The following is a 19,529-nucleotide window of genomic DNA, read 5'->3' on the forward strand; positions in this document are numbered from 1 at the left end:
TCGCGCAGCTTCTGCGCATCGGCGATGGTGCGCAGGCTCACCACGTTGGTCGCGTCGGCGATCTGGGGCAGGGTCCGCGGGGCGGCCCCGGTGGCGATGACCAGCTTGTCCGCGTGCACGCGCCGCCCGTCGGCGAGGGTCACCGTGCGGGTGGTCGCCTCGAAGGACACCGCCGGGGTGCCCAGGATCCACTCCGCGTCCAGGGCGTCGGTGTCGGTCTCCAGGGTCAGGTCCGCAACCTCGATCCGCCCGGCCAGGAAGTCCTTGGACAGCGGCGGCCGGTCGTAGGGGCGGGCCGGATCATCACCGATGATCACCAGCCGGCCGGTGAAGCCGAGGTTCCGGGCCGCCCGCGCGGCCGACAGACCGGCCAGCGAGGCTCCGACGATGACGAGGGACTCCATGAAGGACCCCTTTCGAAAGACAGGCAACGGATGGGTGGCGGCCCGGATCGCCGGCGAGAGGCCGGGTCCCGGATCCGACGCACAATTCGTGCAACACGGTTCGTAATGTGAGATTCAGAGTGAGCCTCGCCAGGGGGGTCGTCAAGGGGTTGGGCCATTGCGACGCGAGAAATTTACAAAGCGGCGGTCTGTGGTCTGCATCACGAACCAGCTGGGGTCGATCCCTTGACAGCGCCCGCTGCGAGTCCCCACGCTTGTTGCACATTGCAATGCTTGTTGCTCATGGTGAGCCAGCTCGGCCGGCGCGGATTCGCTCGGCACGGCAGGCCCGTCCTCCTCAGGAAAGGATCCGATCCGATGCACAAGGCCTGTCCCCTCAAGGACCTCGCACCCGGTGACGCCCTGCGCCTCGACACCGTCCCGCCCATCGCCGTGTTCCACACGGAGGAGGGCGAGCTGTTCGCCCTCGACGACACCTGCACCCACCAGGACGCCTCCCTCGCCGACGGCTGGGTGGAGGACTGCGAGGTGGAGTGCCCGCTGCACGCGTCCAAGTTCAACCTCCGCACCGGCGCGGTGGACGCGCCGCCGGCCAAGCTGCCGGTCCGGACCCACGTGGTGACCGTCGTGGACGGCGACATCATGGTCGAGGAGTCGACCGAGGCGCCGAACCTGCCGCCCGGGCTCACCGCCCACGGCCACGAGTCCCAGTCGGGCTGAACCCGGCCGATCCCTCGCACGACACCCGCAGGTCAGGAGAACCGCCCATGAGCACCACCCCTCGCGTCGTCATCATCGGAGCCGGCATCGTCGGCACCAACCTTGCCGACGAGCTCGTCCAGCGCGGCTGGACGGACATCACCGTCCTCGAGCAGGGCCCGCTGCCCCTGCCCGGGGGCTCGACGTCGCACGCGCCCGGACTCGTCTTCCAGACGAACCCGTCCCGGACGATGACCCACTTCGCGCGGTACACGGTGGAGAAGCTCGTGTCCCTGGGCTGCTTCAACCAGGTCGGCGGTCTCGAGGTGGCCACCACCCCGGAGCGGCTGGAGGAGCTCCAGCGCAAGATGGGCTATGCGACGTCGTGGGGTCTCCATGGCCGGCTGCTCACCCCCGAGGAGGTGCTCGAGCACCACCCCATGGTCAACCCCGATATGGTCCTAGGCGGCTACCACGTGGCGACGGACGGGCTCGCCCTGGCGGCCAAGGCGGTGCAGGTGCTCATCGACCGCACCACCCGCGCCGGCGTGACGTACTGCCCGGAGACGACCGTCACCGGCATCGAGCGCTCCAACGGCCGCGTGACCGGCGTGACCACGTCGGACGGAACCGTGCCGGCCGACGTCGTCGTCTCCTGCGCCGGGTTCTGGGGACCCGCGATCGGCGAGATGGCCGGCATGCCGTGCCCCATCCTCCCGCTGGCCCACCAGTACGTCTTCACCTCCGCGGTCCCGGAGCTGGTCGGCAAGCACGACGCCCCGAACGGCGCGACCCTGCCGATCCTCCGGCACCAGGACGCGGACCTCTACTACCGGGAGTGGGGGGACCGGATCGGCATCGGCTCCTACGCGCACCGCCCGATCCCGGTGGACCTCGGCGATCTTCCGCGCTACGCGCCCCGCGACATCGCCCACGACCGGATGCCCTCCCGCCTGGACTTCACGCCCGAGGACTTCACCGAGCAGTGGACCGAGAGCCAGCGCTTCCTGCCGAGCCTGCGCGGCAGCGAGGTGGCCGAGGGCTTCAACGGCATCTTCTCCTTCACCCCCGACGGGGGCCCGCTCATCGGCGAGTCCCCGGACCTCGCCGGGTTCTGGGTGGCCGAGGCGGTGTGGGTCACCCACTCCTCGGGCGTGGCCAAGGCCATGGCGGAACTCCTGGTGGACGGCACCTCGGAGACGGACCTGCACGGCTGCGAGGCCACCCGGTTCGACGACGTGCAGCTCTCCCCGGAGTACGTCGAGGAGACCGGCAAGCAGAACTTCGTGGAGATCTACGACGTCCTCCACCCCCTCCAGCCCCGGGAGTCGCCGCGCAACCTGCGGGTCAGCCCGTTCTATCCCCGCGAGCTGGAGCTCGGCGCGTTCTTCCTGGAGAGCCACGGATGGGAGCGCCCGCACTGGTACGAGTCCAACGCCGCGCTCCTGGACCAGCTGCCCGAGCAGTGGCGGGAGCCGGAGCGGGAGCCCTGGGCGGCCCGGTTCCACTCGCCGATCGCGGCGGTCGAGGCCTGGAAGACCCGCACCGCCGTGGCGATGTACGACATGACCCCGCTCAAGCGCGTGGCGGTCGAGGGACCGGGGGCCGCCGCGCTGCTGCAGCGGCTGAGCACCGGCAACGTCCTGCGCAAGCCGGGTGCCGTGACGTACTGCCTCCTGCTGGACGAGAAGGCCGGGATCCGCAGCGACATCACCGTGGCCCGGCTCGACGAGGAGCTCTTCCAGGCCGGCATCAACAGCAGCGTCGACGTGGCGTACCTGAGCGCCGAGGCGAACCGGCAGAGCGCCGAGGACCCCACCGCCTGGGTCCGGGTCCGGGACACCACGGCCGAGACCTGCTGCATCGGCCTGTGGGGCCCGCAGGCCCGGGAGGTCATGGCGAAGGTCTCCCGCGACGACCTCTCCAACGACGGCCTGAAGTACTTCCGCACCAAGCAGATCCGCGTGGGCGGCCTGCGGGTCACCGCGATGCGCCTCTCCTACGTGGGCGAGCTCGGCTGGGAGCTGTACACGACCGCCGACCAGGGCCTGAAGCTGTGGGACCTGCTCTTCGAGGCGGGCCAGGAGTTCGGCATCGTGCCGGCGGGGCGCGCGGCCTTCAACAGCCTCCGCGTGGAGAAGGGCTACCGGTCCTGGGGCACCGACATGACCACCGAGCACACCGCGGTGGAGGCCGGACTGGACTTCGCCGTCAAGAAGGACAAGGGCGAGTTCGTGGGCTCGGAGGCCGTGGCCTCCGACGGTCAGGTCCGGCGCCGGCTGCGCTGCCTGACCGTCGACGACGGACGCTCCGTGGTCCTGGGCAAGGAGCCCGTGTACGTGGACGGCGCCGCGGCCGGCTACGTCACCAGCGCTGTCTTCGGGCACACCGTGGGCCGGCCGGTCGCCTACGCCTGGCTGCCGCCGGAGGTCTCCGAGGGGGACCGGGTGGAGATCGAGTACCTCGGCGAGCGCGTTTCCGCCACGGTCAGCGCCGAGCCGCTCGTGGACCCCGGCATGGAGCGCATCCGGGGCTGAGGCCTCTGCCGCCGCGGCCGGGGCGCACGCCGCTCCGGCCGCGGACCTCCGTCCCCACCACGGGCTTCCGGGTGCCGGGACGACTCAGCACGAACCTGTGATCGAGCACCGTTCCCGGTGCCGACGACGACGACGAAAGGCAGTTCCAGCATGCACAAGGTCAAGGGCGTGGTGTCGAAGGGCAAGAACCAGCCCGTCAGCGTGGAGACCATCCTGGTGCCGGACCCGGGGCCCGGGGAGGCGCTGGTGGATGTGCTCACCTGCGGGGTGTGCCAGACCGACCACCACTACGTCGAGGGCGGCGTCGGCGACGACTACCCGTTCCTGCTGGGCCACGAGTCCGCCGGGGTCGTCTCGGCGGTCGGGGAGGGCGTCACCGAGGTCGCCGTGGGCGATCACGTGATCCTGAACTGGCGGGCCGTGTGCGGCGAGTGCCGGGCCTGCCGCAAGGGCCAGCCCTGGTACTGCTTCGCCACCCACAACGCCACCCAGAAGATGACCCTCGAGGACGGCACCCCGCTGACCCCCGCCCTGGGCATCGGCTCGTTCGCGGAGAAGACCCTGGTGGCGGCCGGGCAGTGCACCAAGATCGAGGCCGAGCTCGAGGACCACCAGTACGCGGCCGTGGGGCTGCTCGGCTGCGGGGTGATGGCCGGCATCGGCGCGGTGCTCAACACCGGCGCCGTGCAGCGCGGGGAGTCCGTGGCCGTGATCGGCTGCGGCGGGGTCGGGGCGGCCGCGGTCGCCGGGGCCGCCCTGGCCGGGGCGACCACGATCATCGCCGTGGACCTCGACGACGAGAAGCTGGCCACCGCCCGGAAGTTCGGGGCCACCCACACCGTGAACTCCAAGGAGCAGGACCCCGTCGAGACGATCCGCGAGCTCACGGGCGGCTTCGGCGCCGACCTGGTGATCGACGCGGTGGGCATCGCCCCGACCTTCAAGCAGGCGTTCGAGGCCCGCGACCTGGCCGGCCGCATGGTGCTGGTGGGGGTCCCGGCCCCGGGCACCACCTGGGAGATCCCGTTGGACGAGGTCTTCGGCCGCGGCGGGTCCATCAAGTCCGCCTGGTACGGCGACACCCTCCCCTCCCGGGACTTCCCCATGCTGGTCGACCAGTACCGGCTGGGCCGGCTGGACCTGGACGGCTTCGTCACCGAGCGCATCGGTCTGGGCGACGTCGAGGAGGCCTTCGCGAAGATGAAGGCGGGCAGGGTCCTGCGCTCGGTCGTGGAACTCGACCGTCCCGGCACGGGTGCGGAGGAGCGCGGCGCGGAGACCGGTGTCGCCGCACCGGCCGGAGCGGCCCGATGACCGCGCGGCAGGCCGCGCCGCAGCGGACCGACGCCTCCGGCCGGGTGCGGGTCGAGCACCTGGTGACCGCGGGGACGTTCTCCCTGGACGGCGGCAGCTGGGAGGTGGAGAACAACGTGTGGCTCGTCGGCGACGACGAGCGGTGCCTGGTGATCGACCCCGCTCACGACCCCTCGGCCGTGGTGGGGGCGGTGGCCGGACGCACCGTGGTGGCCGTGCTGCTCACCCACGGCCACGACGACCACATCCGCGCCGTGCGCGAGGTCGCCGCGGAGGTGGGGGCGCCGGTGTACCTGCACCCGGCCGACACGATGCTCTGGGAGCAGGTCTACCCGTCCGCGCTCTTCGACCGGTCCATCGGGGACGGGGACACCTTCGCGCTGGACGGCGTGCGCCTCACGGCCGTGCACACTCCCGGCCACTCTCCGGGCTCGGTGTGCTTCTACGCCCCGGAGCTGGGCGAGCACGGGGTCGTGTTCTCCGGCGACACCCTGTTCCAGGGCGGGCCCGGGGCCACCGGCCGCTCCTACAGCGACTTCGGCACGATCATCGACTCGATCCGCGAACGGCTGCTCACCCTGCCCGAGGGCACCGAGGTGCTCACCGGGCACGGCGGTGCCACCACGGTCGGGGCCGAGGCCCCGCACCTGCAGGAGTGGATCGACCGCGGCCACTGAGGCGGGAGAGCCGGCTGCCGGCACCCCACAGGACCGATCCCCGGAGGCGCCCGCCTCCGGGGGATCGGCCGTCCGCAATCCCGGCGGGGGACCGCGAACGGCACCTCGCGAGGCGGGGACCGGATGCCGGTGCTCCGCGGGGACTCCTCGAGGGCGATGTCCTCGAGGGCGCCCCGTCCCGGGGACCGGGCCGTTCGGGGTGCCGGGCCGACGACGCAGGCGGCGGTCCCTCCCCGCCTCGGGGGAGCCCTGCGGACGCAGACAGCGGAAGAGCCTCCGTGGCGGGGGCGGACATCCCCACCACGGAGGCTCGTCGGTGCTCGGCCCCGACCCTCCCGGGGCGAGGCCGGTGCTCAGCGCAGGACGACGGTGCGGTTGCCGTGCAGGATGACCCGGCCTTCGCAGTGCCACTTCACGGCGTCGGAGAGGGCCTTGCACTCGGTGTCGCGGCCGGCGGCCACGAGGTCCTCGGGGCCGAAGGTGTGGTCCACGGTCACCACCTGCTGGGCGATGATCGGGCCCTCGTCCAGCTCGGCGTTGACGTAGTGCGCCGTGGCGCCCACGGTCTTCACCCCGCGCTCGTAGGCCTGGTGGTAGGGCTTGGCGCCCTTGAAGGACGGCAGGAACGAGTGGTGGATGTTGATCACCCGCCCTTCCATCCGGGTGGCCAGCGAGTCGCTGAGCACCTGCATGTAGCGGGCCAGGACCACGAGGTCCACCTCGAAGCGGTCCACCAGCTCCAGCAGGCGCGCCTCCGCCGCGGGCTTCGTGTCCCGGGTGACGGGCACGTGGAAGAACGGGATGCCGTGCCACTCCACCAGGCGCTGGTGGTCCCGGTGGTTGGAGACGACCGCGACGATGTCCACGGGCAGCTCGCCCGTGCGGGCGCGGAAGAGCAGGTCGTTGAGGCAGTGGCCGAACTTGGAGACCATCACCAGGATCCGCCGCTTCGCCCCGTGCTCGTTGAGCTCCCAGCGCATGCCGAACCGCTCGGCCACCGGCGACAGGTCCGTCCGCAGGCTCTCCGCGTCGAGCGCCTCGCCCGTGGCCGGGGCCACGTGGACGCGCATGAAGAAGTGGCCGAGCCGGCGGTCGTCGAACTGGGTCAGTTCCACGATGTTGCAGCCGTGCTCCAGCAGCACGCCGCTGACGGCGTGCACGATACCCGGCTTCTCCGGGCAGTCGAGGGTCAGCACCAGCTCGGTCGTGGAGGGTGCGGTGAGCACGGACTCCGGCTGCAGGTGCGGTTCAGCATTCGACGACGTTGACGGCCAAGCCACCACGGGAGGTCTCCTTGTACTTGATCTTCATGTCCTTGCCGGTCTCGCGCATGGTCTTGATGACCTGGTCGAGCGAGACCGTGTGCTCGCCGTCGCCCTGGAGGGCGAGGCGCGCGGCATTGATGGCCTTGACGGAGGCGATCGCGTTGCGCTCGATGCACGGAATCTGCACGAGCCCGCCCACCGGGTCGCACGTCAGCCCGAGATTGTGCTCCATGCCGACCTCGGCGGCGTTCTCCACCTGCTCAGGGGTGCCGCCGAGGACCGCGCACAGGCCTGCGGCGGCCATGGAGCAGGCCGATCCCACCTCGCCCTGGCAACCCATCTCTGCGCCGGAGATGGAGGCGTTCTCCTTGATGAGGATGCCGACGGCCGCCGCCGTGAGCAGGAACTCCACCACGCCGTCCTCGTCCGCCCCGGCGATGAACCGGGCGTAGTAGTGCAGCACGGCGGGGATGATGCCCGCCGCCCCGTTGGTCGGGGCGGTCACGATCCGTCCCCCGGAGGCGTTCTCCTCGTTGACCGCCAGGGCGTAGAGGTTGATCCACTCCATGGCCTGCAGCGGATCGGACGCCGGCCGGACAGGATCGGCGGCGGCGGCCGCCTCGGCCTCCCGCAACCTCGTCCGGAGGGCCGGCGCGCGGCGACGGACCTTCAGCCCTCCGGGCAACCGGGCCTCCGTGCGCGTGCAGCCGTTCTCCACGCACTCCTGCATCACGGACCAGATGTGCAGCAGGCTCGAGCGGAGCTGCTCCTCGCTGCGCCAGGACAGCTCGTTGGCGAGCATGATCCCGGCGATCGAGGTCCCCTCGCTCCGGCAGTGCTCCAGGAGCTGCCGGCCGGTGCTGAAGGGAAAGGGCACCTCGGTGGTGTCCTGGACGATGCGGTCCGCCCCGGACGCGTCACCGTCCACCACGAATCCGCCGCCCACCGAGTAGAAGGTGCGCTCCCGCACCAGCTCGCCGTCCGTCCCGTAGGCGAAGAACGCCATGCCGTTGGGATGCGCCGGCAGCGACTTGCGCCGGTGCATCACGACATCCTCGGCGCGGTCGAAGGGTATCGGGTGGATCCCTCCCAGGCACAGCTGCCCGCGCTCCGTGCTCGACCGCACCCGGGCGTCGGCCGTGTCGGTGTCCACGGTCTCCGGGTCCTCGCCCTGCAGGCCCAGGATCACGGCCTTGTCCGAGCCGTGCCCGTGCCCGGTGGCCCCGAGCGAGCCGAACAGCTCGGACCGGACCCTGGAGACCGAGTCGAGCAGACCGTCCCCGGCCAGGCCCTCCGTGAACAGCCGGGCCGCCCGCATCGGCCCCACGGTGTGGGACGAGGAGGGCCCGATGCCCACGGAGAACAGGTCGAGGACGCTCAGCGCCATCTCAGGGCACCTCGGGGGCGGCGTACTCGGCCATGGCGTCCAGCAGCCAGCGGGCCGTGTAGTCGGCGAAGGAGGCCCGCGGCAGGAGCCGGTAGACCTGCTCGGCGGTCTGCCACAGCAGCACCTGCACCGGCCCCAGGGTCGTGGCCACGGCCGTCCCCGGCCCGAAGGCCCGCGGGTGCAGGTCGATCGGGCAGCCCTTCTCGAGCACGGCCCGGGCCGAGGGCCCGGACAGCTCCAGCGTGGTGCGGTTGGCGGACAGGTCCACGGCCTGCCCGGGCTCGGCGCCCAGGGCCCGGGCCAGTCCGGCGGCCGTGCCCGCGTCGTCGGCGGGGGCCTCGTGGAGATCCTTCCCCGCCGGGCCGAGCTCCGCGGGGCCCGCGCCCTCGGGGCCGACGAGCAGGAACTCGTCGGGACCCAGCCACAGCACGGCCGTGCCGTCCGGGGAGCCGGTGACCTGCCCGTGGCCACCGGGCAGGGGAACCCCCGCCGCGGCGGCCACGGACTCGGCCGCCGCGCTGCCGGGGACCACCCGCAGGCCCACCATGGTCAGGTAGGGGACCTCACGCAGGGCCACGCCCCGCTCACCCGTCACCGTCCGCTCGCGCATCTGCTGCGCGAGGTGTGCGAGCGGGCTGCGACGCAGGGCCGTGGTGTGGGTGACGTCGTCGGTCAGGAGCTGATCAGCCATCTCGGCGCTTCCCTTCGGGGTCGTAGAGCACGGGTCCGGCGAGCACGACGTCCACCAGGTCCCCGTCGAGCGGGGCCTGGAGCGTCTCGCCGATGCGGTTGCGGCCGTTCTTCACCAGCGCCAGGCCGAACGTGCGCCCCAGGGCGGCGCTGCGGTAGCTGGAGGTCACGTGACCCTCCATGGGCACGGGGCCCTCCTGCGGCGTGACGGGCGTGCCGTGGACGATCAGCTGGGCGCCCTCCGGCAGCCGGTAGTCCGGGTCCACGGGCAGCACGGCCACGAGCTGCTTGCGGTCGTCGCTGGTGGCGCTGGGCCGGTCGTAGGAGCGCCTGCCGATGAAGTCCTTGGTCTTGGACACCACCCAGTCCATGCCCAGGTCCTGCGGAGTGACGGTGCCGTCGGTGTCCTGGCCCACGATCGGGAAGGCCTTCTCCGCGCGCAGCACGTGCATGGTCTCCGTGCCGTAGGGGGTGATGCCGAACTCCTCCCCGGCCGCGGCCACGGCCTCCCACACGGCCAGCCCGTACCAGCCGGCCACGTTGATCTCGAAGGCCAGCTCCCCGGAGAAGGAGATGCGGCAGATCCGCGCCGGGATCCCCGAGGCCAGGGTGGTCTCGCGGAAGGCCATGAACGGGAACGCGTCCTGGGAGACGTCCAGCCCGGGGGCCAGCTTCGCGATCACGTCCCGGGACCGCGGGCCGACGACGGCGACGGTCGCCCACTGCTCCGTCACGGAGGTGCACACCACGTCGAGCTCGGGCCACTCGGTCTGGGACCACTCCTCCAGCCACTCCAGGACCTTGGCGGCCCCACCGGTGGTCGTGGTCATCAGGTAGCGGTCCTCGTCCAGGCGCAGCGTGACGCCGTCGTCGAACACCATGCCGTCGGCGGTGCACATCACGCCGTAGCGGCCCATGCCGGCCTTGAGCTTCTTGAACGCGTTCGTGTAGATCCGGTTCAGGAACTCCCCGGCGTCCTTGCCCCGGATCTCGATCTTGCCCAGGGTGGTGGCGTCCATGAACCCGACGCTCTCCCGCACGGCGGCGCACTCGCGCAGCACGGCGGTGTCCATGTCCTCCCCGGCGTGCGGGTAGTACCAGGGCCGCTTCCACTGCCCGACGTCCTCGAACAGCGCCCCGCGCGCCTCGTGCCACTCGTGCATCGGGGTGCGGCGGGCGGGGTCGAACAGCTCGCCGCGCTGCCGGCCGGCGAGCGCGGCGAAGGCCACCGGGGTGTAGGGGGCGCGGTAGGTGGTGGTGCCGATCCCGCCGACGTCCTCGGTGTTCAGCGCCGCGGCGATCACGCCGATGGCGTTGACCCCGGAGGTCTTGCCCTGGTCGTTGGCCGTGGAGATCGAGGTGTAGCGCTTCACGTGCTCCACCGACCGCATCCCCGCTCCGACCGAGCGCAGGACGTCGGCCACGGTCTGGTCCCGCTGCAGGTCCACGAAGTGGTGCCGCCACCCGGCGGGCTCCCCGGCGCGGCCGGGCACGAGCCACAGCGGGCGCACGGGCGCGGACTCCACGCTCTCCGCCTGCGGGGTCTCGGGCGTGCTCTCGAAGCCGGCGCGGCGGGCCGCCTCGGCCCCGGCCGCGGCGCCCTCGGTCAGGCACCAGGCCAGGTCGGTCGTGCCGTTGAGGGCGCCCGCGGTCTGCTGGCCCCGCACCGGGGCGGCGGGGACGAACGCGGCGAGCCGCTCGTTCCAGGTGAGCTTCCCCTGGCGCTGGCTGTGCAGGTGCACCACGGGAGTCCACCCGCCGGAGACGGCCAGCAGGTCGGCCGGGACGGTCCGGAGGGGCCCCGTCAGGGCGCCGTCGGCGTCGATGGCGCTGACGACGACGCCGCTGACGCGCCCGCCCTCGCCCTCGCCGAGGGTGTCGACCACGGCGCTGCCGCTGAACAGCGGCACCCCGGCGGCGGCCACGACCGCGGCCGGTGCCCCCTGGACGTCCCCGCGGGAGTCGACCACGGCGGCGACCTCCACGCCCGCGGCCACGAGGTCCGCGACCACGGCGTAGGCGGAGTCGTTGGTGGTGGCCACCACCACCCGCGAGCCTGCGGCCACGGCGTACCGGTTGAGGTAGGTGCGCACGGCACCGGCGAGCATGATCCCGGGGCGGTCGTTGTTCTCGAAGACGATCGGCCGTTCGTGGGCCCCGGTGGCCAGCACCACCTGGCGGGCGCGCACGTGCCAGATCCGCTCCCGGGAGACCGCCGGGGAGGGCGGCCCGCCGAGGTGGTCGGTGCGGCGCTGGACGGCCACGACGTAGTTGGCGTCATAGCTGCCGATCACCGTGGTGCGCTGCAGGACCGTGACCTCCGGGGCGCCGGCCAGCGCCGCGGCGGTCTCGGCCACCCAGGTGCGGGCCGGCACGCCGTCGACGACCTCGTCCCGCCCGGACAGCAGGGAGCCGCCGGCCTCGGGCTGCTCGTCCAGCAGCATCACCCGCGCGCCGGAGCGGGCCGCCTCCCGGGCCGCGGTCAGCCCAGCGGGCCCGGCGCCGACGACCAGCACGTCGGTGTGGACGTACTTGCGGTCGTACACGGCCCGGTCCTTGCGCGGGTCCAGCCGGCCCAGCCCGCGGAGGTAGCCGGCGGAGAGCCCGTCGTTCAGCTCCACGGACGTGGCCGGGAGCATGGACTCGTCGACGTCCACGCCCGACCGGGCGCCGACCTTCACGAGCGCGTTGGGCTCCTCGACGCCGGCGGCCAGGATCCCGCGGGGACGGCCCAGATACATCGAGTCCCCGCATGTGATCCGGCCGGCGGCGAGCAGGGCCGAGGCGAGGGTGTCCCCGGCGTAGCCGGAGACCTGCTCGCCGTCGAAGGTGAAGCTCAGCGGCCTCGTGCGGTCGATGCTGCTCGCGGCGCTGCGCTCCGGCGGCAGGCGGTAGGTCTGCTCGGTCACCGGACTCCTCCGATCTGCGGGGCGGTCTCGCCCATGCGGTAGACGGCCGCGATCTCGTAGGTCACGGTGTCGCGCACCACGTTGAACCAGCGGCGGCACCCGGCGGTGTGCGCCCAGCGCTCGGCGAGCAGGCCCTTGGGGTTGTTGCGGTAGAAGAGGTACTCGGCCCACTCCTGGTCGGAGAGCCGGGAGGGGTCCTCGGGGTAGGGCACGTGCGCTTCCCCGCCGTACTGGTACTCGGTCTCGTCGCGCGGCCCGCAGTAGGGGCACTCGATCAGCAGCATGGTGTTCCTGCCTCCTGGTGGGCGGGTCAGTGGGCCACGGCGGCGGCGCCGTGCTCGTCGATGAGGATCCCGGTCTCGAACCGCTCCAGGGAGAACGGCTCGTTGAGCGGGTGGGCTTCGTCCGTGGCGATGGTGTGGGCGAAGGAGTAGCCGGCGCCCGGCGTGCCCTTGAACCCGCCCGTGCCCCATCCGCAGTTGACGTAGAGCTGGTCCACCGGCGTCTTGGACACGATCGGGGAGGCGTCCAGGGTGACGTCCACGATGCCGCCCCAGGTGCGCAGCACGTGCGCCCGGGCGAAGATCGGGAACAGCTCCACGGCCGCGGCCATCTGCTCCTCGATCACGTGGAAGGCCCCGCGCTGGCCGTAGCCGGTGTAGGCGTCCACCCCGGCGCCCATCACCAGTTCGCCCTTGTGGGCCTGGGAGACGTAGACGTGCACGTGGTTGGACATCACCACCGTCGGGTGGACCGGCTCGTGCAGCTCCGAGACGAGGGCCTGCAGCGGGTGGGACTGGATGGGCAGGCGGAACCCGGCCAGCTCCGCCAGCACCGAGGAGTGCCCGGCCCCGCAGAGCCCGACCTTGCCCGCGTGGATGGTGCCTCGGGAGGTCTCCACCCCGACCACCCGGTCACCGTCCTTGAGGAAGCCGGTGACCTCGCAGTTCTGGATGATGTCCACTCCGAACTCGTCGCACTTGCGCGCGAAGGCCCACGCGACGTGGTCGTGCTTGGCGATCCCGGCCCGCGGCTGGTAGGTCGCCCCCATCACGGGATAGCGCAGGTCGTCGTCGACGTTGATGATCGGGCACAGTTCCTTGACCTGGTCCGGGGTGATCCACTCCGCGTCGATGCCGTTGAGCTTGTTCGCGTTGACCCGGCGCACGGACTCGCGCACGTCGCCCAGGGTGTGGGCCAGGTTCATCACCCCGCGCTGGGAGAACAGGAAGTCGTACTCCAGCTCCTCCGGCAGCTGCTCCCACAGCTTCAGGGAGTGCTCGTACATCGCCGCGGACTCGTCCCACAGGTAGTTGGAGCGGATGATCGTGGTGTTGCGGGCCATGTTGCCGCCGGCCAGCCAGCCGCGCTCGAGCACCGCGATGTTGGTCATCCCGTGGTTCTTGGCCAGGTAGTAGGCGGTGGCCAGCCCGTGACCGCCGCCGCCGACGATGACGGCGTCGTAGGAGGTCTTCGGGTCCGGGTTGTGCCAGAGGAAGTCCGGGTGCTCCGGGAGCAGATCAGCCATTACGACACTCCGTTCAGGACGGAGGAGGTCCGCTCCGCGGCGGACAGCTCCTCGGAGGAGGCCTCGGCGACCGGTTCCTCCGTCCGGGCCCGGCCGGCAGGGGCCAGGTCCGGGTACAGGGGGAAGGCCTCGGCCAGGGCCGTGACGCGTCCGCGCAGCCGCTCGGTGAGCTCCTCGGTGAGCGGCTGGATCAGCGCCTGGGCGATGATGTCGGCGACCTCGGTGAACTCGGCGGCGCCGAATCCGCGCGTGGCCAGGGCCGGGGTGCCGATCCGCAGCCCGGAGGAGACCATCGGCGGGCGCGGGTCGAAGGGCACGGCGTTGCGGTTGACCGTGATCCCGATGCGGTGCAGGCGGTCCTCGGCCTGCCGGCCGTCGAGCTCGGAGTCGCGCAGGTCCACGAGCACCAGGTGCACGTCGGTGCCGCCGCTGACCAGGCTGATCCCGGTGGCCATCACGTCGGGGGAGAGCAGCCGCAGGGCCAGGATCTCGGCGCCCTCCAGGGTGCGGGCCTGACGCTCCCTGAACTCCTCGCCGGCGGCGTACTTGAAGGCCACCGCCTTGGCCGCGACCACGTGCTCCAGCGGGCCGCCCTGCTGGCCGGGGAACACGGCGGAGTTGATCTTCTTCGCCAGTTCCTGCTTGCACAGGATCACCCCGCCCCGCGGTCCGCCGAGCGTCTTGTGGGTGGTCGTGGTCACCACGTCGGCGTACGGCACGGGGGAGGGGTGCAGCCCCGCCGCGACCAGGCCGGCGAAGTGGGCCATGTCCACCATCAGGTAGGCCCCGACCTCGTCGGCGATGCGGCGGAACTCGGCGAAGTCCAGGTGCCGCGGGTAGGCGGACCAGCCGGCGACGATGAGCTGGGGGCGGTGCTCGAGCGCGAGCCGCTCGACCTCCGCCATGTCGATGAGGTGGTCGTCCGCGGAGACGCCGTAGGCCGCCACGTTGTAGAGCCTGCCGGAGAAGTTGAGCTTCATGCCGTGGGTGAGGTGCCCGCCGTGGGCCAGGTCCAGTCCCAGGATCGTGTCCCCGGGGGTGAGCAGGGCGTGCATCACCGCGGCGTTGGCCTGGGCCCCGGAGTGCGGCTGGACGTTGGCGTGCTCGGCGCCGAACAGGGCCTTGATCCGGTCGATGGCCAGCTGCTCGACGACGTCCACGTGCTCGCAGCCGCCGTAGTAGCGCCGGCCAGGGTAGCCCTCGGCGTACTTGTTGGTGAGCACCGAGCCCTGGGCCTCCATGACCGCGGCCGGGGCGAAGTTCTCCGAGGCGATCATCTCCAGCGTGGACTGCTGACGGATCAGCTCCTGGTCGATGGCCGCCGCCACCTCCGGGTCGGCGTCGGCCAGGCGAGTGTTCAGATCGGGCATCCCTGAGCTCCTAAGCGAGTCGCGTTCAGCGGCTGATACGAGTTTGATATATCAGCTGTAGGTCAAAGGTATGCTAGGGGTGGAGGGGTGTCAACGGATGACGATGCGCGTCCCCTGACCTCCGTGCCGGTCCCGAGCGAGGAGTGAAGTCATGAGCGTCGCCACACCCACCGAGTACGCCGCGGAAGCCCCCGTGTCGTTGGCGGAGCAGGCCTACCGGCTGCTGCGCGACCGCCTGACCGTGCTGGAGATCCGGCCCGGAGCCATGATCCAGGACGCCCACCTGGCCACCGAGCTGGGCATCGGCAGAACGCCGATCCGGGAGGCGCTCAAACGGCTGGAGACGGACCACCTGGTGGTCTCCTACCCCCGGCGGGGCACCTTCGCCACGCAGGTGGACATCACCGCACTGTCCGACGTCTCGGAGCTCCGCCGGAACCTCGAGCCGCTCGCCGCCCGGAAGGCGGCGCTGGCGGCCTCCCCGCCCGCACGGCAGCAGATGCAGGACCTGGCCCGCGCCCTCGGGGACCTCGCCGGCGGCACGCCGACGAATCAGGGCTTCATGCGGGCGGATCTGCGGGTCCACCGGCTGATCTACCGGGCGACGGGCAACGCGCACCTCGAGGAGACGCTGGTGCGGCTGGACAACCTCGCCACGCGCATCTGGTGCCTCGTCCTGGACCGGGTGCCCACGGTCGGCGGGCACGTGCACGAGCACGTGGACCTGCTGGAGGCGATCGCCGCCGGCCGCGCCGAGGAGGCCGCCGAGCTGGCCCTCGAGCACGTGAGCAGCTTCGAGCGCACCATGCGCGGCATCCTGTGAGTCCGCCCGGCGGGAGCCGGCCTCTCCGTGCGTGCCGGCCTTGCCGGGGCGCTCGCGAGCGACCGGGCCGGCCGACGGAACTCCCTGCGTACCGCTCGGGCCGACGCGTGGGGCTACGGTAGGAGCACGGCCCTTCCAGGGAGAGCGGGTCCGCCCACGGCAGCTCCCCGGCCACGAACGGAAAGTGCGCATCACGTCATGTCCATCACCCCCGCCTCCGTCCAGGACGAGCCGCTCTCCCTGGCCGACCGGGCGTTCCTGCAGCTGCAGGACCGCCTGATCTTCCTGGACATCCCGCCGGGAGCCCCCCTCAACGAGGGGCGCCTCTCCCAGGAGCTGCAGCTCGGGCGGACCCCGCTGCGCGAGGCGCTCAAGCGGCTCGAGTCCGAGCACCTGGTGGTCACCTACTCCCGCCGCGGGACGTTCGCCACCACCGTGGACATCACCGCGCTGTCGGAGATCTCCCAGGTGCGCGAGGTGCTGGAGCCCCTCGCCGCCCAGCTGGCGGCGGAGCGGCGCGGCGGCGGCGTCCGGTCCCAGCTGGAGGAGCTGCGGGACCGGCTGGCGAACCCGGAGAACGAGCGGCTGGACCGGGACGAGGCGCTGCGCTGGGACGTGCGGATCCACCGGGCGATCTACGCGGCGGCCGGCAACTCGCACCTGCAGGCCACGCTGGAGCGCTACAGCAACCTGGCCACCCGGATCTGGTGCGTGGTGGCCGACCGCATCCCCGAGCTGCAGGAGCACATCACCGTCCACAGCGCCCTGCTGACGGCGGTGCTGGAGGGCGAGGCCGATGAGGCCGCCGGCATCATGCGCACCCACGTCAGGGACTTCGAGACGCAGATCCGCCAGGTCCTCTGAACCGCCCGGGGAGCACGCGCCGCTCCGGATCGTCCGAGCCGGGACGGACGTGGCAGGGGCACCCCGCTGGGGGCCGCTCGGTCGCGCGGACCCGCAGTGTCCGCGCGACCGAGCGTCGTGCTGTGGTCAGGACGGGGTGCGGGACTCCAGCGCCCGTGCGGAGGCCGGCTCCTCGGTGAGCTGCAGCGCCGCCTGGGTGGTGTGCAGGACGAGGAGGGCGGTGGTCACGGTGCCCACACCCCCGGGCACCGGCGTGAGGGCCGACGCGACCTCCGCCGCCGAGAGCGGCTCCACGTCGCCGACCAGATCACCGTTGTCCAGGACGTTGGTGCCCACGTCGACGACCACCGCTCCGGGCCGGAGATGCGCACCGGTGACCAGGCCGGGGCGCCCCACCGCCGCGACCACGATCTCCGCCTCCGCCGTGTACCGCTCCAGGGGACGAGAACGGGAGTGGCAGACGGTGACGGTGGCATCGCGCCGGAGCAGGAGCTGCAGCAGCGGCTTGCCGACGACCGCCGAGCGGCCCACCACGGACACGTGCCGGCCGGCGAGGGGGATCTCGTAGTGCTCCAGGATCTCCACCACCGCCCGGGCCGTGGCGGGGGCGAAGGCCTGCTGGCCCACGGTCAGGCGGCCCAGGCTGAGGGGATTGGCGCCGTCGACGTCCTTGGCGGCGCTGATGTGGGCCACCAGCTCGTCCGCGGCCACTCCCGGCGGCAGGGGGGTCTGCAGGATGATGCCGTGGACGTCCTCGTCGGCGCTCAGCAGCGTGAGCGCCGAGGCGATCTCCTCGGCTCCGGCTCCGGCGCCGAGGTCGACGACCGTGCAGCGCACCCCCGCCTTGTCCGCGGCCCGCGCGATGGAGCGCACGTACCACAGGGTCGCCTCGTTGTCGGTGGCCACCACGACCGCGAGGCCGGGGAGCACCCCGCGGTGGCGCAGGGCGGCGACGTTGGTCTCGGTCTCGGCCCGCAGCTGTTGCGCGACGGGTTTCCCGAGCAGCTGGAGCGCGGTCATGCCATCACCTTCTCCCGCACGCGGTCCGTCACGATCTGGGCCGCCAGGATGGCGTTGTGCGCGTGGTGGAGCTCGTCCCGGAACTCCGTCCGGGTCCGCTCGTCCGTGATCGCGTTGATGTTCATGTCCAGCGTGATCAGGGCCGTGGCGATCGCGGCCCGGGCCGCCTCGGAGGCGGCGGCCACGTCGCTGATCACGTTGGGGTTGCTGAACTCGGCCAGCTGCCGGCCCAGGTCGACGACCTCCGTCGCGAGGCCGATCAGCGCCCGCGGCGGGGCGGCCGCCGCGACCGTGGCCTCCTGGACGGCCCGGCTCCGGGCGGCACGGTCCTCGTCCGAGGCCGAGGGCAGCCGGTAGGCGGCGATCACGGCGGCGAAGGCCTTCTCGTCGTCGTCCGCCAGCTGCAGCGCCGCGGGGATGATCTCGTCGGCGCGGGCGGCGATCCGGAGGGACTCCTCCTCGTGCTGGGCGTACCGCGCCCCGGTGGTGTAGCGCGCCACCATGGCGATCAGGGCGGCGCCCTGGGCCGCGTGCAGGGCACCGGCCGCTCCACCTCCGGGGGTGGGCTCACGGGACGCCAGGCGCTCCAGATAGTCGTTGAGGGTCTCCGAACCGATCATGTGCTGTCTCCTGGGTGGGCGGTGGTGGCGGACGTCGCCGGCGGACGGTGAGGCCGCCGGCGGGCGGAGAGCTGCGGCCCCGAGCCCGGTGGCGACGCAGGATCGGGGCCGCAGACCTGGTGGAGGCGGTGCTGGGGGCGGAAGGGTCCCTCCGCGCCGTCTCCGGGTCGTGGGGCGGTCATCGTGCCGGGAAGACCCGGGCGGGAACGCCCGGGTCTTCGGCAGGGACCGCGGGGCTCAGCGGAAGACGACGGTGCTGGACCCCTCCAGGAGCACGCGGTGCTCGCAGTGCCAGCGGACCGCCCGGGACAGGGCCAGCGCCTCGGCGTCCTGTCCCACGGTGGACAGGGCCCGCGGATCATGGGTGTGGTCCACCCGGATGACCTCCTGCTCGATGATCGGTCCCTCGTCCAGGTCGGCCGTGACGTAGTGGGCGGTGGCGCCGACCAGCTTCACGCCACGCGCGTAGGCCTGGTGGTAGGGCCGTGCGCCCTTGAACCCGGGCAGGAAGGAGTGGTGGATGTTGATGGCCCGCCCCTTCAGCGCCGTGCACAGCTCGTCCGAGAGGATCTGCATGTAGCGCGCGAGCACCACGAGGTCGATCTCGTGCTCCTCGACCAGGTCCAGCAGCCGCTGCTCCGCCTCCCGCTTGGTGGCCGGGGACACGGGGATGTGGAGGTACGGCAGGCCCGCCGCTTCGGCCATGGGACGGAGATCCTCGTGGTTGGAGACCACCAGGGCGATCTCTCCTCCGAGGCCGCCGGCCCGCCAGCGGAAGATCAGGTCGTTGAGGCAGTGGCCGCCCTTGGACACCATGACCAGCAACCGGGGCGGCGTCTGGTCGTGGATGCGGTAGCGCATGCCGAACCGGTCGGCGGTGGCCACGAAGTTCGTCTCCAGCGTCTCCAGCCGCAGCTCGTGCGGACCGGTGAAGGCGGTGCGCAGGTGGACGACGTCGTGCACGGGGTCGTCGAACTGCTGGTGCTGCTTGATGTTGGCGCCGTGGGCGAGAAGGAACTCGGTGACGGCGTGGACGATCCCCACCTGGTCCTGACAGGTGATCGTCAGCACGAACTGGGGGAGGGTCTGCCCTTCGGGTTCCGCCGCAGGGGCCGGGTTCGGCTGCACGGAGGAGGGGCGGCTGTCGACGACGGTCATGGAGGACTCCTGCCTGGATGAGTGTCTGCTGGGGAGGGCCGGGCTGCCGGCGGCCGGGTCGGCCGGGTCGGCCCGGCAGGCCTGACCGGCCCGACCGGCGCGGTGCGACGCCGAGCGGTTCGACGTGGCGTTCCGGCCGGCGGGCCGACCGGCGAAGGGGCGCCTAGGCGCCGGACGCCGGGAGGGTGTCGCCGACTTTGTCGGTGATCCAGTCGTGGAAGGCGCCGATGTGGTGTTCGGAGGGGACGAGGACGCCGCCGGTGG

Annotated in this window: 17 protein-coding genes; 6 read left to right on the plus strand and 11 right to left on the minus strand. The window is 72.2% G+C overall.

Annotation, left to right across the window (positions count from 1 at the left end):
- Positions 1–404 (minus strand): FAD-dependent oxidoreductase (locus tag GMA12_RS17560; RefSeq protein WP_162460027.1); only part of this gene is annotated, 404 nt, incomplete at its 3' end.
- Between the two features lie 357 nt (positions 405–761).
- Here GMA12_RS17560 and GMA12_RS17565 point away from each other — a divergent pair.
- From GMA12_RS17565 to GMA12_RS17580, 4 genes are all read left to right on the plus strand, one after another.
- Positions 762–1,124: a bifunctional 3-phenylpropionate/cinnamic acid dioxygenase ferredoxin subunit gene (locus GMA12_RS17565; protein ID WP_156270799.1), complete on the plus strand. Its 363-nt coding sequence runs from the start codon at positions 762–764 to the stop codon at positions 1,122–1,124.
- Between the two features lie 47 nt (positions 1,125–1,171).
- The gene (locus GMA12_RS17570) at positions 1,172–3,640 is read left to right on the plus strand and encodes a GcvT family protein (protein ID WP_156270800.1); all 2,469 of its coding nucleotides are present in this window, start codon (positions 1,172–1,174) and stop codon (positions 3,638–3,640) included.
- A gap of 150 nt (positions 3,641–3,790) precedes the next feature.
- Positions 3,791–4,954 carry an S-(hydroxymethyl)mycothiol dehydrogenase gene (locus tag GMA12_RS17575; protein WP_156270801.1) on the plus strand — a complete coding sequence of 388 codons (1,164 nt, stop codon included), beginning with the start codon at positions 3,791–3,793 and terminating at the stop codon, positions 4,952–4,954.
- Positions 4,951–5,631, plus strand: coding sequence for an MBL fold metallo-hydrolase (locus GMA12_RS17580; RefSeq protein ID WP_156270802.1), 681 nt, complete (start codon positions 4,951–4,953; stop codon positions 5,629–5,631). The genes GMA12_RS17575 and GMA12_RS17580 overlap by 4 nt, the downstream gene beginning before the upstream one ends.
- A 353-nt stretch (positions 5,632–5,984) precedes the next feature.
- Here GMA12_RS17580 and purU (GMA12_RS17585) read toward each other — a convergent pair whose 3' ends face one another.
- The 7 genes from purU (GMA12_RS17585) to glyA are packed head-to-tail and all read right to left on the minus strand — an operon-like array spanning position 5,985 to position 14,780.
- On the minus strand, positions 5,985–6,857 hold the full coding sequence (purU, locus tag GMA12_RS17585) for a formyltetrahydrofolate deformylase (protein WP_162460028.1): 873 nt from the start codon (positions 6,855–6,857) through the stop codon (positions 5,985–5,987).
- Positions 6,858–6,879: 22 nt separating this feature from the next.
- Entirely contained in the window at positions 6,880–8,283 is a 1,404-nt protein-coding gene (locus tag GMA12_RS17590; protein WP_156270803.1) for an L-serine ammonia-lyase, read from the minus strand.
- 1 nt (position 8,284) lies between these two features.
- The gene (locus tag GMA12_RS17595) at positions 8,285–8,974 is read right to left on the minus strand and encodes a sarcosine oxidase subunit gamma (RefSeq protein WP_156270804.1); all 690 of its coding nucleotides are present in this window, start codon (positions 8,972–8,974) and stop codon (positions 8,285–8,287) included.
- Complete coding sequence (locus GMA12_RS17600; RefSeq protein ID WP_370832086.1) at positions 8,967–11,882, minus strand: sarcosine oxidase subunit alpha family protein; 2,916 nt, start codon at positions 11,880–11,882, stop codon at positions 8,967–8,969. The genes GMA12_RS17595 and GMA12_RS17600 overlap by 8 nt, the downstream gene beginning before the upstream one ends.
- Complete coding sequence (locus tag GMA12_RS17605) at positions 11,879–12,166, minus strand: sarcosine oxidase subunit delta (RefSeq protein ID WP_156270805.1); 288 nt, start codon at positions 12,164–12,166, stop codon at positions 11,879–11,881. Before GMA12_RS17605 ends, GMA12_RS17600 begins: the two co-directional genes overlap by 4 nt.
- A gap of 26 nt (positions 12,167–12,192) precedes the next feature.
- Positions 12,193–13,410, minus strand: coding sequence for a sarcosine oxidase subunit beta family protein (locus GMA12_RS17610; RefSeq protein ID WP_156270806.1), 1,218 nt, complete (start codon positions 13,408–13,410; stop codon positions 12,193–12,195).
- On the minus strand, positions 13,410–14,780 hold the full coding sequence (glyA, locus tag GMA12_RS17615; protein WP_156270807.1) for a serine hydroxymethyltransferase: 1,371 nt from the start codon (positions 14,778–14,780) through the stop codon (positions 13,410–13,412). Before glyA ends, GMA12_RS17610 begins: the two co-directional genes overlap by 1 nt.
- A gap of 151 nt (positions 14,781–14,931) precedes the next feature.
- On the opposite strand from glyA, the gene GMA12_RS17620 reads away from it, so the two are divergent.
- Both GMA12_RS17620 and GMA12_RS17625 read left to right on the plus strand, forming a co-directional pair.
- On the plus strand, positions 14,932–15,603 hold the full coding sequence (locus tag GMA12_RS17620; protein WP_156270808.1) for a GntR family transcriptional regulator: 672 nt from the start codon (positions 14,932–14,934) through the stop codon (positions 15,601–15,603).
- Between the two features lie 198 nt (positions 15,604–15,801).
- The gene (locus tag GMA12_RS17625; protein WP_156270809.1) at positions 15,802–16,467 is read left to right on the plus strand and encodes a GntR family transcriptional regulator; all 666 of its coding nucleotides are present in this window, start codon (positions 15,802–15,804) and stop codon (positions 16,465–16,467) included.
- A 126-nt stretch (positions 16,468–16,593) separates the two neighbouring features.
- Here GMA12_RS17625 and GMA12_RS17630 read toward each other — a convergent pair whose 3' ends face one another.
- From GMA12_RS17630 to purU (GMA12_RS17640), 3 genes are all read right to left on the minus strand, one after another.
- Entirely contained in the window at positions 16,594–17,487 is an 894-nt protein-coding gene (locus tag GMA12_RS17630; protein ID WP_156270810.1) for a bifunctional 5,10-methylenetetrahydrofolate dehydrogenase/5,10-methenyltetrahydrofolate cyclohydrolase, read from the minus strand.
- Positions 17,484–18,107 (minus strand): cyclodeaminase/cyclohydrolase family protein, encoded by a 624-nt coding sequence (locus tag GMA12_RS17635; RefSeq protein ID WP_156270811.1) that lies wholly within the window; start codon positions 18,105–18,107, stop codon positions 17,484–17,486. Before GMA12_RS17635 ends, GMA12_RS17630 begins: the two co-directional genes overlap by 4 nt.
- Before the next feature lie 237 nt (positions 18,108–18,344).
- Positions 18,345–19,265 carry a formyltetrahydrofolate deformylase gene (purU, locus tag GMA12_RS17640; RefSeq protein ID WP_156270812.1) on the minus strand — a complete coding sequence of 307 codons (921 nt, stop codon included), beginning with the start codon at positions 19,263–19,265 and terminating at the stop codon, positions 18,345–18,347.
- Positions 19,266–19,529: the final 264 nt, after the last annotated feature.

Origin of the sequence: Kocuria sediminis (assembly GCF_009735315.1) — a bacterium.
Lineage (GTDB): Bacteria > Actinomycetota > Actinomycetes > Actinomycetales > Micrococcaceae > Kocuria > Kocuria turfanensis.